We start from the raw sequence: 14,226 nt of genomic DNA, 5'->3' as shown, positions 1-14,226 counted from the left end.
TGCCCTTTCTTTGCCAATGAAAAACACCCCCTAGATAGTTATATTTTATCACTTCCGGGGGTGTTTTTTATTTCGTTCCTTTTCTTGGGTTCAGTCCACATTGCAGGAGATTTCCAAGATCCAACCTATGAATATTATTTTAACTATTTTATAAAAAACACAGACCTATCTGAAAATGTTAAGATCTACGGTTGGGTTAAAGATGTAAATGCTTTCCTAGAAGATAAAAATTACATACTTTCAACGAGTATTCATGAAGGTCATCCCTACAACATTGCAGAAGCTATGGCTCGTGGATTAAAACCTATTATTCAAAATTATGCTGGTTCAAAAACACAGTGGCCAAATGAATTGATTTACAATTACATTTTTGAAATACCTGACTTACTTTCAAATAATTATAAAAGCAATGAATATAGAAAATTTGTAGAAACCGAATGGTCTTTAGAACGTCAAATTAACAATATTTTTAAACTTTTATAAAAAAGGAGCTGATAAATTTATGTCAAATAATGCAAAATCTAATTTAACCGACTTTTTGTCTGGAAAATTGTTCTCAAATGGTCTTGAAATATCTATACAAGAAAGCCCTTATTTTTTAAGAACAGAACTACTTGAAAAGATATGCGAATCAAAAAAAATAATACATATTGGATTTGCCGATCATAAAGATTTAATAATAAAAAAAATAGAGAATAATATATGGCTTCATGGCAGAATCCTCAAAAAAGCAGCTAAATGCGTAGGAATTGACATAAACAAGGAAGCTATCGAATTTATTCAAAAAAAAATTGGGATTAAAGATTTATATTGCTTAGATGTCGAAAAAGATGACTTACCATCAGAAATTTTATCAGAAAAATGGGATTACATCCTTATTCCTGAAGTAATTGAACACGTTGATAACCCTGTTAACTTTCTTAAAAATATCAAAAACAAATTTTCAAATATTTCAGATAAAATAGTAATTACCGTTCCAAATGCTTTTAAATTTGAAAACTTTCTCAATGCAATGAAAAATAAAGAAGTAATTAACAGTGACCATAGATATTGGTTTACAGTTTATACAATTGCAAAAGTACTAACATTATCTGGGATAAGTATTGAAAATTTCTATTTAGCAAATAGCTATCATAACTCAGCTTTTTATGAAATAACTAAAAAGTCTCCACTGTTTAGAGATGATATAATTGTAATTGGGAAATTCTTTTAATAGTAAAAACTAATTTATTTTTTCTAAGAAAAAGTTTTAAAACAAAACAATTTACACATTGTTTACATAACATAAACTTGTAAAATTACAAATGTATGGTAAAATTTAGTCGATGCTGAAGACGGCAGGTTAAATAAAGGCGTATGCCGCCTGCCCGAGGCAGAATGGGAAATATCAATTTCCCATTTGTTGTTGCCTCGGAAATCCGAGGTTTATTTTTTTGTAGGAGGTGGAGAAATTGCTGACTAGAGCACAAAAGGAACAATTAGTTAAAGAATTATCAGAAGTTTTTAAAAATTCATCTTTAATTCTTTTTTCTGACTACAAAGGACTTAACGTTGCACAGATTACAGACCTAAGAAAAAAACTTAGAGAAAAACTTGCTGACGGTGCAAGATATAGAGTAATTAAAAATAGTGTCGCATATCTTGCACTAAAAGAGGCAGGTTACAACGTAGAAGAAATCGAAGATGTTTTTGCTGGTCCACTTGCAATTCTTTACGTTGAAGACGGAGATCCAATCGAAGCAATAAAAATTATCTATGATTTCTCTAAAGAAATGAAAGGAATTCCTTCATTCAAAGGTCTTTACCTTGACGGCAAATTCTTTAGCGCTGATGAAGTTGAAAATCTATCCAAGCTCCCATCCAAAGAACAACTTCTTGCTATGGTTGTCAGTGGTGTACAAGGACCTATCAGAGGACTTGTCAACGTATTATCTGGTACACTCAAGAGCTTACTTTATGCTCTTAATGCTATTAAGGATAAAAAATCAGAATAATTTTATTTTAGGAGGTGTATATGTATGACATTAGAAGAAATCGTTAGCGCAATTGAACAATTGACAGTAGCAGAACTTGCTGAACTCGTAAAAATGTTAGAAGACAAATTTGGAGTAAGTGCATCCGCACCAGTTATGGCAATGCCAATGGCAGGAGCAGCAGCAGGTGGTGCTGCAGCAGCAGAAGAAAAAACAGAATTTGATGTAGTTCTCAAGAGCTTCGGTGCAAAGAAAATTGAAGTTATCAAAGTCGTAAGAGAAATTACAGGACTTGGACTTAAAGAAGCAAAAGATCTCGTAGAAAAAGCAGGAACACCAGATGCAGTTGTAAAACAAGGCGCAGCAAAAGAAGAAGCAGAAGAAATCAAGAAAAAATTGGAAGCAGCTGGTGCAGAAGTAGAGCTTAAATAATAGTAACATAAGTTTCTAAAAAGAAAAGATTTTGTATCAACCCCGTACACAGTGTTGTGTATGGGGTTTTTTTGTGTTTTAATATATAATTGGTGTAATATTCCCCCCTAAATTTTTTCTAACTGAGGTGATAGGATGAAAGAGATTAAAAGTGGAAAAAGGACCCGTTTTTCTTTTGGAAGGGTCCAGGCACCTATCCCAGTTCCCAACCTCGTGGAAATTCAAACAAAATCTTACCAGGATTTCCTCGAGAATGGGATACTAAAAGTACTTAAAAAGTTCTCCCCTATAACATCTTCCAAATCAGATTTGAGAAAGGAAAAGGGATTTTCCCTTGAGTTTGTTTCTGTACGTGTTGGTGAACCACAAAATACTGTTCAAGAATGTAAAGAAAGGCTTTTAACTTACACAGTTCCAGTATATACAACAGTTCGCATTACCGATAACAGCACAAATGAAATGATAGAAGAAGAAGCCTTCTTGGGATATTTACCTTACATGACTCCAAGAACAACATTTATAATCAACGGTGCTGAAAGAGTTGTTGTAAACCAACTTGTAAGAAGCCCTGGTATATATTTTGTGGAAGAGCCAAGAAAAACAAGCGGAACTCGTCCAATTTATGTAGCTCATTTCTTGCCTGTAAGGGGAGCATGGCTTGAAATATTGTTAAACCTTAACGATGAAGTATTTTATGCAAGAATTGACAGAAAAAGAAGAGTAAACCTTTTCTTACTGCTCAAGGCACTAGGATATAGTGATGACTTAAAACTTTTATCACTCTTCCCACAATGGATTGATGTCGATGATGAATACACATTAATGCATTCTGAAGGACTTGTCGTACTTGAAGATGTTAAGACTAAAAGTGGTGAATTAATAGCAAAACGTGGTGATGTTATAACTCAAGGATTAATTGAAAAACTTGCAAATTCTGAAATTGAAAAGATTAAGGTAGCTCACAGATATGCTGTAAATACATTAGAAAAGCTTAAACATACATATGGAGATGACGTAGAAGAAAACAGAGCATATATTGAAATCTTTAGAAAATTAAGACCTGGTGAACTTCCAAGGATAAATGCTGCAAAAATATTCTTAAATAATCTTTACTTTAATGAAGAAAGATTTGAACTTTCTGAAGTTGGTCGTTTTAAAATGAATAACAGACTCGAAGAAGCATATAGAAAATACTTGATTGATGTAGAAGGTAAATCACCCGAAGAAGTAGAAGGAGTTAAATATACAGAAACTTCCAATGTTTTAACCCCTATGGATATTGTCCTTGCATCAAGAAATTTAATTGAAATAGATAAACATCCAGGAACAATGGATACAAAAGACCACCTTGGAAACAAAAGGGTTAGAACCGTTGGAGAACTTATCAGAATTGAATTTGAAAGAGCATTTTCAAAAGCTGTTTTCATGATCCAAGAAAAACTTGCTACATATACTTCTCTTGATAAAATATCAGTTCAAAGCCTTATTAATGTTAGATCAATTATCGCAACTATAAATTCATTCTTTGCAACAAATCCTCTTTCACAATTTATGGATCAAACAAATCCTCTTGCAGAACTTACACACAAGAGAAGGCTTACAGCAGTTGGTCCTGGTGGATTAAAAAGAGAACGCGCAAGATTTGAAGTTCGTGACGTTCACCACTCACACTATGGAAGAATGTGTCCAATTGAAACACCTGAAGGTGCAAATATAGGTCTTATTACATCACTTTCAGTATATTCAACAATTGATAAATATGGATTTTTGATAACACCTTATGTAAAAGTAGTAAAAGGAAAAGTAACAGACGAAATTGTTTACCTTACAGCAGATGAAGAAGAAAATTACAAAATAGCTCCATCAACAACTCCCGTTGATGAAGAAGGAAATATTATCCCAGAAAATGTTACAGTCAGATATGAAGAAAAGGTATTGTATGTTAGTAAATACGATGTTCAATTTTTAGATGTTGCACCAAACCAAATTGTCAGTGTCTCTACATCACTAATTCCATTCTTGGAACACGACGATGCTAACAGGGCTCTCATGGGGTCAAACATGCAAAGACAAGGTGTTCCACTAATAGAAACAGAAGCTCCAAGGGTTGGAACAGGAATGGAATGGGAAGCTGCAAAATACTCTGGTACACTTGTCTTAGCAAAACACGATGGTATTGTTAAAAAAGTAGATGCTAATAAAATAATAATTCATAGAATAGATGAAAATGGAAAAGAAATGTACGATTCAATGGGAAATCCAGTTCTTGATACATACGAACTACTCAAATTTACAAGAACAAACCAAGATACATGTATAAATCAAAGACCTATTGTTAATGTAGGAGAAATTGTTAAAAAAGACGATCCAATAGCAGATGGTCCTGCAACGGATATGGGAGAACTTGCTCTTGGTAAGAACGTCCTTGTTGCATTTGTACCTTGGGAAGGTTATAACTTTGAAGATGCTATTCTTATAAGCGAAGAACTTCTTGAAAAAGAAACATACACTTCAGTTCACATAGAAGTGTATGAAACAACAGCAAGAGATACAAGACTTGGTCCTGAAGAAATTACACCTGATATTCCAAATGTAAGTAAAGAAAAATTAAGAAACTTAGATGAAGATGGAATTATAAGAATCGGTGCATATGTACAAGAAACGGATATATTAGTTGGTAAGGTTACACCAAAGAGCGAAAGTGATACAACTCCAGAAGAAAAAATCATTAGATCAGTCTTTGGTGAAAAAGGTAAAGAAGTAAAAGATTCATCACTAAGAGTTCCACATGGTATTGAAGGAAGAGTCATTGCAGTGCACGTATTTGATAAGGAAAAAGATGGAGACCTTGGCCCAGGAGTCAATAAATTAATAAGGGTTTATGTTGCAATAAGAAAACCACTTGAAGTTGGAGATAAACTTGCAGGAAGACACGGTAACAAAGGTGTTGTATCAAAGATACTTCCAAAAGAAGATATGCCATTTTTACCAGATGGAACTCCTGTTCAAGTTGTATTAAGTCCATTGGGTGTTCCATCTCGTATGAACGTAGGTCAAATTCTTGAAACAAGTTTAGGATGGCTTGCAATGCTCACAAATAAATGGTTTGCAACACCTGTATTTGATGGTGCAAAAGAAAAAGACATTCTCCCTGAACTTTATAAAGCAAGAAAGAAACTTGGACTTGAAGTTGGAGATGATGAAAACAATCCAACTGGAAAAGTTACTTTAAGGGATGGTAGAACTGGACTCGAGTTTGATCACCCAATACTTGTCGGTTATATGTACGTAATGAAGCTAATTCACATAGCAAGAGATAAAATACATGCTAGATCAACTGGACCTTACTCATTAATTCACCAACAACCATTGGGCGGTAAAGCACAATTTGGTGGTCAAAGGTTTGGAGAAATGGAAGTTTGGGCGCTTGAAGCATATGGTGCTGCACATACATTGAATGAAATGCTTACAGTAAAGAGTGATGATATAATGGGAAGAAATGAGGTTTACAAGGCAATAATGAAAGGTAAAAATATTCCTGATCCTGGTCTTCCAGAAAGTTTCAAAGTTCTTGTAAGAGAACTAAGAGGAATCGCACTAGACGTCAGAGTATATGACAGTGAAGGAAACGAAATAGACATTGAAAAGTTATAATGCCCCATAAGGAGGGAAAATGATGGGTTCAACTTTTAAGAGAAAAATTGCAAAAGTTACTGTCAAAGTTGCCTCACCCGAGGTAATTAGAAGTTGGTCAAGCGGCGAGGTAAAAAAGCCTGAAACCATCAACTATAGAACATTCAAACCTGAAAAAGATGGTCTCTTCTGTGAAAAAATATTCGGTCCTACAAAGGACTACGAATGTGCTTGTGGAAAATATAAAGGCAAAAAATATGAAGGAACAGTTTGTGAAAGATGTGGAGTAAGGGTAGAGTCGAAAGAAGCTAGAAGAAGAAGAATGGGGCATATAGACTTAGTTGCACCTGTTGTACATGTTTGGTATCTAAAAAGCAGTCCAAGTATTTTATCTTCTCTTCTTGGAATACCTGCAAAAGAGCTTGAAAACGTTGTTTACTACGGTGGAAAAAGAATCATTGAAAAAATATTGATTGTGACAGATCCAAAAAATACAGACTTTATAAAAGGTTCACAATTATACCAAACAGAATATGAGATATACAGCCAAAAATTAGACTTTGAGGTAGTTCCCGGAGTTATAATTAAATCTCCTTCAACTCCTGTCACTTCTTCTATCTCAGGTGAAGTAAAAATTAGACACGAAAAAACTCATACAGACAGGGAAATAACCTGGGTAGATGTAAGAAAAATATCAAGGGCAGAACATAGATTATACACCGGAATGATTTTAAATGTTAAAAATGGTGATAAAGTAAATCAAGGTGATGAAATAGTCTCAGAAATGCAAATTGATCCAATATATGCTCCATTCGATGGAACAGTTGAAATAGATGAAATATCAGAATCAATTACCGTAAGACCACTTTCAACAAGCAAAGATATTCCTGTTACATTTTCTTTACCATATGGAGTTAAACCTACCGTTTCAAACGGTGCTAAGGTAAAGAAAGGCGACCAATTAACAAATGGAACAGTACTTCCAGCAGTTGTAGCATCTGTAAGTGGTACTATAAGCTTTGGTAAAGATCTCAATGTAAGGCCAAGAGAAGATGGAAAATATGAAGTACTCAAAAATGGAACTTTATTCGTAGAAAATGTTGTGGAAGAAAAACATTATCCACTCTTTGAAGGTGCATTGGTATATGTAGAAGACGGACAAGAAATTAATGAAGGAGACGTAATTGCCGACAGATTCTTATTTGAGGATGAATATCTAACAATTGACGAATTTAAGATATTTGAAGAACATTATCCTGCAATGTTTACTGCAGAATCTGAAGTAGAAAATGATAGGCCAATCGTTGTCATCACAAAAATTGACGATGAAGTATCCGTTGAAACAGGATTAAAAATTGGTGATATTATAACCGATGACCAATATTGGGCATATAGAGTTCTCTATGGAGAAAAGATTGAAGCAGATTCAGGTGCTGCCGCAATTAAAAAGTTACTTCAAAACTTAGACCTTGAAAAACTAAAGGCAGAAATTGAAGCAGAACTCAAAAAAGTTTCAAAAAGCAGTGGTAGAGCCAAAAAATTACTAAGAAGACTAAAAATAGTTAAAGATCTTCTAAAAAGCGAAACAAAACCAGAATGGATGGTTCTTGAAGCAGTACCTGTTGTTCCACCTGACATAAGACCAATGATACAGGTTGAAGGTGGAAGATTTGCAACAACCGACCTTAATGACCTCTACAGACGTGTTATTAACAGAAACAATAGGCTCAAAAAGCTATATGAAATGAACTCACCAGAGATAATAATAAAGAATGAAAAGAGAATGCTCCAAGAAGCTGTTGACAGCTTAATATACAACGGAAGAATGGGTAAAGCAGTCACAGATAGAAATGGAAGACCATTAAAATCATTAACCGACCTTTTAAAAGGTAAAAAAGGAAGGTTTAGAAGAAACTTACTTGGTAAACGTGTTGATTACTCTGGTCGTGCAGTTATTGTTGTTGGTCCTCATCTTAAAATTCACGAATGTGGTCTTCCAAAGAAAATGGCTATGGAATTATTCAAGCCATTTGTTCTTGCAGAGCTTTTGAATAAAGACGATGAAACAAGCAAAACAGCAAGAAAGATGAAAAAGGCAATAATTGAAAAAGAATTGCCACAAGCATATGAAGTACTTGAAGAAATAATAAAAGGACATCCAGTTCTTTTAAACAGAGCTCCTACATTGCACAGGATGTCGCTTCAAGCATTTGAACCAAGACTTATTGAAGGTAACGCAATACAGCTTCATCCATTAGTCTGTCCTCCATTTAACGCGGACTTTGACGGTGACCAAATGGCAGTTCACGTGCCACTTTCTGCTGCTGCACAAGCTGAAGCAAAGTTCTTAATGCTTTCAAGGTACAATATAATATCACCTGCACACGGAAAGCCAATTTCCATGCCAGGTAAAGATATAGTTGCAGGCGTTTACTATTTAACAATGGTGGATAAAAACTTTGATAGCGTAAATGAAAAAGATATAAAATGGAAATTCTCTTCAATAGAAGAGGCAGGACTTGCATATGAATTTGGATACATAAAACTTCACGATCCAATTCTTGTAAAAGTTGATGATAAAGTAATTAAAACCACATATGGAAGATTAATCTTTGCAAGTATAGTTCCAGACGAATTTAAAGATTACAACAAAACATATGGCAAAGGTGCAATTAAAGACCTAGTTTACAATACATTCAAAAAATACGGTGTTGATAGAACAGCCGATCTTCTTGACGACATAAAAGATCTTGGATTCCACTATGCTACTATCTCAGGATTGACTGTAAGTATTACAGACTTTTATATCTCTCCTGAAAGAGAGAAAATTATTGAACAAGCAAAAGCAAAAGTTAGTGAAATAGAAGAATTATTTGCAGAAGGATTCTTATCAGATGAAGAAAGATACAGAGAAACTATTAAAATTTGGGCTGATGCTACTGAAAAAGTTCAAGATGCAACATTTGAATATATAGGAAAAGATCCATTTAACCCAATTTACATAATGGTTGATTCCGGTGCTAGGGGTAATAAAGACCAGCTAAAACAACTTGCAGGTATGCGTGGTCTAATGGCTGACCCATCTGGAAGAACTATTGAAATCCAAATTATTTCAAACTTTAGAGAAGGATTATCAGTGCTTGAATTCTTTATCAGTACACACGGTGCAAGAAAAGGTTCGGCAGATACCGCACTTAGAACAAGCTCTGCTGGATACCTTACAAGAAGACTTGTAGATGTTGCACAATCTGTAGTTGTTACAACAACCGACTGTGGCACACACAACGGTGTTAGAGCAACTGTTCTAAAGAGCAGCGATGGTTTAACTGTTGAAAAACTTGAAGACTTCTTATTCGGTAGGGTCCTTGCAAAAGATGTATTTGATCCAAAAACAAATAATGTTCTTGTAAATCCCGAAACAGGCAAGCAATATACAAGAGATACTATAATCGATGATGATGATGCCAAGTTCTTAGGAAATTATTCTGTAAGAATTCCAGTAGTAACTGAAGGCGAAATTGATCTAAGTAGTCCCGAACTTCCAGAAAGCTATTGCGAACTTGCAGAAGATTTCGTATATAATGACGTACACTACGAAGTTGGTACAGAAGTAAACTGGGATGTAGTTAGAAAAGCAACGTCTGCAGGACTTTCAAAGTTGAAAGTAAAGATATATCCAGTCGTTGGAAAAGTATCAGTTGAGACAGTATTAAGCAGTAAAGATTCCAAACAACTTGTTGTTGATGAGGAATTAGTCGAAGTTACAACCGCAAAAATCCTTGAAGAAAATAATGTAGAATCAGTACAAGTAAGACCAGAAATCATAGTTAGATCGGTTCTTACTTGTGAAGCAGAGCACGGCGTATGTTCAAAATGTTATGGTATGGACCTTTCAAATCACCAGATTGTTGGTGTTGGCGAATCAGTAGGTGTTGTTGCTGCACAATCAATTGGTGAACCAGGTACGCAGCTAACAATGAGAACATTCCACACAGGTGGTATCGCAACAACAGCAGACATTACCCAAGGTCTTCCAAGAGCCGAAGAATTGTTTGAAGCAAGAAAGAAACTTAAAGAACCTGAAGGCGTCTTCTCAAGAGTAAAGGGCTATGTAAAAGATATAGTTGAAGATGAAACTGGTCGAAAGAAAGTTTACATAGAAGATGAAGCCGGTGACATTCATGAATACGAAATTCCGATTAAAGTTAAAGTTGCAGTTAATAAGGGACAAAAGGTACTTCCAGGACAATCATTATCAACTGGTGCAATTAGACCAAGAAAGATTCTTGAAACACTCGATGTTGATGCTACTGCATTGTACCTATTAAAGGAAATCAAGAAAGTTTACGTAGAACAAGGTGTTGATATTCACGATAAACACTTTGAAATAATAATAAAACAGATGCTTGATAAAGTTGAAGTAGTAGATCCAGGTGATACTGATTATCTACCCGGTGATTTGGTAAGACTTGAAACAGTAAAAAGGATTAATAAAGAAATTCTAGAATCTAACGTACAAGTTGATTCAAACAGAAAACGTGTTCTAGGAAAAGAACTACATCACCATCTGATCGCAGAAGATGAAAACGGACAAATAGTAGAAATTGCAAAAGAAGGGGAAGAGGTAACAGAAGAAATTTTAGAAAAAGCTATAAAACTTGGAATTAAAGACCTAGTAGTGAAAAACGGTGAGGGAGAAATTGTTACATATCAAATTCTTCCAAAAGAACCAATTAAATACAGAAGAAGATTGCTCAGAATTACCAAGGCATCACTTGAACGTGTTGGCTGGCTAAGTGCAGCAAGTTTCCAACAAACACCACAAGTTCTTACCGAAGCAGCTATTGAAGGAGCAGAAGATCTATTACTTGGTTTAAAAGAAAACGTCATTGTCGGACAATTGATACCAGCAGGAACAGGTCTTGATATGTTTGCAAACATTCAAATAGAAGAAACTCCAAGACTTGCGCAAGAAAAAGAAAAAATGGCTTAATAACCAATAATAGAGATAACCCCCCTCAAAAATTGAGGGGGGTTATTTGTTTGAAATACGAACTATATGTTATAATTTACTTTGCAGGGGGTGAATGGTATGATATTGATAAAAAACGGAACAATTTATCCAATTACAAAAAGTCCATTTAAAGGGGATATTTTAATTGAAAATGGAAAAATTAAAAAAATTGGAGAAAACATCGAAGAAAAAGGAGCAGAGGTTATTGATGCAACTGGCAAATACATCTTTCCAGGATTTATTGATGCACACTCACATATAGGTGTTTTTGAAGAAGGAGTAGGTGAATTTTATTACCAAGACGGAAACGAATATTCAAATCCACTTACACCTCATGTAAGAGCATTAGATGCATTTTATCCAGGTGATAAGGCAATAAAGAGAGCTTTGTCCGGCGGTGTAACAACTGTGATGGTTGTACCAGGCAGTGCAAATCCAATTGGTGGCCAGGGATTTATTCTCAAATTTAAGTCCGATATTGTTGATGAAATGGTTATAAGGCAACCAGCAGGGCTTAAAATGGCTTTTGGTGAAAATCCAAAAAGAGTTTATGGTTCTCAAAACAAAACTCCAATGACGAGGCTTGGTGTTGCAGCGGTTATTAGAGAATACTTTACAAAGGTAAAAGATTATATGAGAAGAAGGCAAGAAGATCCTAAAACACCAATTGATTTTACTCTTGAGATTGGTGTAAAAGTTTTAAAAAAGGAAATTCCAGCTAGATGTCATGCTCATAGAGCAGATGATATTGTTACAGCAATCAGAATTGCTGAAGAATTTAATTTTGACTTAGTAATTGAGCACGCTACAGAAGGTTATAAAATTGCTGATTTTCTAAAGAAAAAGAAAATTCCCGTTGTTTTGGGTCCATTATTTGGTTTTAGAACAAAGCTTGAATTAACCGATATGACATACGAGGCAATTAAAATTATTAATGAAAAAGGAATTCTTGCAGCTTTAATGTGTGATCACCCAGTAATACACCTTGAACATGCTAACATTCAAGCTGCAACAGCATTAAGATATGGTGCAAAAGAAGAAGATCTATTAAAAATGCTTACAATAAATCCTGCTAAGATATTAAAAATTGACGATAGAGTAGGCTCAATTGAAGAAGGAAAAGATGCAGATATAGTTATCTGGAACACTCACCCATTTGATTTTAAAGCCAGAGCAGAAAAGGTATTTATTGAAGGAAAATTAGTATACAACGATTAAACAGTTAAAAATAACTTTAAGATCAGCAGCCTTTTTAGGCTGCTGATTTTTTATACACCTAATTTTACAAAAGAGCTATAGTTTTGTTGTATAATAATAATATTAATATATAAATATAGGAGGAGCAAAAATGATATTGTTTGTTGGCGAATTACTTGCAGACATGATTGCTGAAGAATCACTTGAAACAGCAAAGCGTTTTGAAATGAAAGTTGGAGGCTCACCAGGTAATATAGCCTCTTATCTTTCACAATTAGGAGTCAAAGCTCGAATATTATCTAGAGTTGGAAACGATATTATCGGAAAAAGGATTATAAATAAACTAAGACAAAAAGGTGTAGATACAAGCTACATTCAAATAGATAAAGAATACGGAACAACTCTAGTTTTCGTTCAAAAAACAAAAGATACTCCAGACTTTTTTGTTTTAAGAGGTGCAGATAGATTTATTAATTTGCCTAATAATGATTTATTTAATGGAATTAAAATACTCCATTTAAGTTGTTGGACTATTTCATACGATGACTTATTTAAAAAAACCGTTTCAATTTTAGGTGAGGCTATTAAAAATAGAATCTTAATTGGTTTTGATCCAAATTGCAGGGATAAAATTTTCAAATGCGGTAAAATAGATAAAGAAAAAGTAAAATTTATTTTGAAACATACTAACTTTTGTAAACCCTCACTTGATGATGCAGTAGCCATATTTGGCGAAAAAGATTATTCTCTTGAAGATACAATAAAATATTACATAGATAAATTTCATGCCTTGGGCGTTAAAAACATTGCATTAACTGCTGGAAAATTTGGTGCATATGTTTCTGATGGAAAAAATACATTACACATTCCAAGTAATGCAAAAAAAGTTGTTGATGCAACTGGTGCTGGTGATGGTTTCTGGGCTGGTATGTACTATGGAATATTAAATGGAAAGAACTTTGTAGAGTCCTGTAAAATGGGGAGTAAAGTTTCAGCTCATATTCTTAAGTTTGTTGGTGCTGATGTAGAGTTAAGTAATAAAATATGGGAGTGATGTCGATGAAAAAAATTGCTTTTTTCAATCCTCAAGGAAATTTTGATAAAAATGATAGTCATCTAACTGAGCATCCAGACTTTGGAGGTCAACTAGTATACGTAAAAGAGCTTGCAAAAGCAATAGCTTCAAAAGGAATACAAGTTGACATTATAACAAGGCAAATAATAGATGAAAACTGGCCAGAATTTTCGGAGCCTTTTGATTATTATCCAGATTCTACTAATTTGAGAATTGTTAGAATACCATTTGGTGGAAAAAAGTTCTTAAATAAAGAAAATCTTTGGAAACATCTTCCCGAATATGTAGAGGGAATTTACAGCCTCTACAAAAAAGAAGAAAGTTTTCCAGATTTTGTTACAACCCATTATGGCGATGGAGGAATAAGTGGTGTTTTGTTTTTAGAAAAAACAGACATTCCATTTTCCTTTACTGGGCATTCATTGGGAGCATGGAAACTTGAAAAAATGTTAAATGAAGGATTTTCTCAAGAAGAACTTGAAAAAAAATATAAGTTCTCAGTAAGAATATTTGCAGAAAATCTTGCTATAAAATACTCATCTTTTGTTGTTTGTAGCACCTCTCATGAAAGATACGTGCAATATTCACATAAATTGTACAATGCTGATCCAAACAGTGATAAATTTAAAGTAATTCCTCCTGGAATTAACTCCAAAATATTTAATTTCAAACCTCATAAAGATGATGAAATAATAGAAAATTATTTAAACAATGTACTTTCAAGTGCTCCAAAAGAAAGACAAAAACTACCATTTATAATTTTATCTAGTAGGATCGATAGAAAGAAAAATCATATAGCAGTTGTCCGAGCATTTTTAAAAAACAAAGATTTAAAAGAAAATGCAAATTTAATTATTGTAGTAAGAGCAATAGATGATGTCATTAAATTTGTAAATGAAAAA

At 34.0% G+C, this 14,226-nt stretch carries 9 protein-coding genes; all 9 read left to right on the top strand.

The genetic code is table 11. The features are described from left to right. The coding region (locus tag JG780_RS07680; protein WP_287569924.1) for a glycosyltransferase at positions 1–483 on the top strand (483 nt) is incomplete at its 5' end. Positions 484–502: 19 nt separating this feature from the next. Then, the gene (locus JG780_RS07675; protein WP_287569922.1) at positions 503–1,213 is read left to right on the top strand and encodes a class I SAM-dependent methyltransferase; all 711 of its coding nucleotides are present in this window, start codon (positions 503–505) and stop codon (positions 1,211–1,213) included. A 238-nt stretch (positions 1,214–1,451) separates the two neighbouring features. Further along, positions 1,452–1,994 carry a 50S ribosomal protein L10 gene (gene rplJ, locus JG780_RS07670; RefSeq protein ID WP_114703159.1) on the top strand — a complete coding sequence of 181 codons (543 nt, stop codon included), beginning with the start codon at positions 1,452–1,454 and terminating at the stop codon, positions 1,992–1,994. Between the two features lie 24 nt (positions 1,995–2,018). Further along, positions 2,019–2,405 (top strand): 50S ribosomal protein L7/L12, encoded by a 387-nt coding sequence (gene rplL / locus JG780_RS07665; RefSeq protein ID WP_114703158.1) that lies wholly within the window; start codon positions 2,019–2,021, stop codon positions 2,403–2,405. A 135-nt stretch (positions 2,406–2,540) separates the two neighbouring features. Further along, complete coding sequence (rpoB, locus tag JG780_RS07660; protein ID WP_287569918.1) at positions 2,541–6,059, top strand: DNA-directed RNA polymerase subunit beta; 3,519 nt, start codon at positions 2,541–2,543, stop codon at positions 6,057–6,059. 19 nt (positions 6,060–6,078) lie between these two features. Next, positions 6,079–11,031 carry a DNA-directed RNA polymerase subunit beta' gene (locus tag JG780_RS07655; protein WP_287569916.1) on the top strand — a complete coding sequence of 1,651 codons (4,953 nt, stop codon included), beginning with the start codon at positions 6,079–6,081 and terminating at the stop codon, positions 11,029–11,031. Positions 11,032–11,130: 99 nt separating this feature from the next. Beyond that, positions 11,131–12,270, top strand: a complete 1,140-nt coding sequence (locus tag JG780_RS07650) for an amidohydrolase (RefSeq protein WP_114703155.1) — start codon at positions 11,131–11,133, stop codon at positions 12,268–12,270. Positions 12,271–12,400: 130 nt separating this feature from the next. After that, entirely contained in the window at positions 12,401–13,303 is a 903-nt protein-coding gene (locus tag JG780_RS07645; protein WP_287569915.1) for a carbohydrate kinase family protein, read from the top strand. 5 nt (positions 13,304–13,308) lie between these two features. Next, a partial coding sequence (locus JG780_RS07640) for a glycosyltransferase (protein WP_287569914.1) occupies positions 13,309–14,226 on the top strand: 918 nt, incomplete at its 3' end.

This window comes from Thermosipho sp. (in: thermotogales) (assembly GCF_020054775.1).
Classification (GTDB): Bacteria; Thermotogota; Thermotogae; order Thermotogales; family Fervidobacteriaceae; genus Thermosipho; species Thermosipho africanus.
Note: the sequence above shows the minus strand (reverse complement) of the source record. Positions and strands in the feature narration are given on the sequence as shown.

Coding starts and splice junctions, on each gene's coding strand:
- JG780_RS07675 (WP_287569922.1), top strand. CDS start 503: ATGTCAAATAATGCAAAATCTAATTTAACCGACTTTTTGTCTGGAAAA.
- rplL (WP_114703158.1), top strand. CDS start 2,019: ATGACATTAGAAGAAATCGTTAGCGCAATTGAACAATTGACAGTAGCA.
- rpoB (WP_287569918.1), top strand. CDS start 2,541: ATGAAAGAGATTAAAAGTGGAAAAAGGACCCGTTTTTCTTTTGGAAGG.
- JG780_RS07655 (WP_287569916.1), top strand. CDS start 6,079: ATGATGGGTTCAACTTTTAAGAGAAAAATTGCAAAAGTTACTGTCAAA.
- JG780_RS07650 (WP_114703155.1), top strand. CDS start 11,131: ATGATATTGATAAAAAACGGAACAATTTATCCAATTACAAAAAGTCCA.
- JG780_RS07645 (WP_287569915.1), top strand. CDS start 12,401: ATGATATTGTTTGTTGGCGAATTACTTGCAGACATGATTGCTGAAGAA.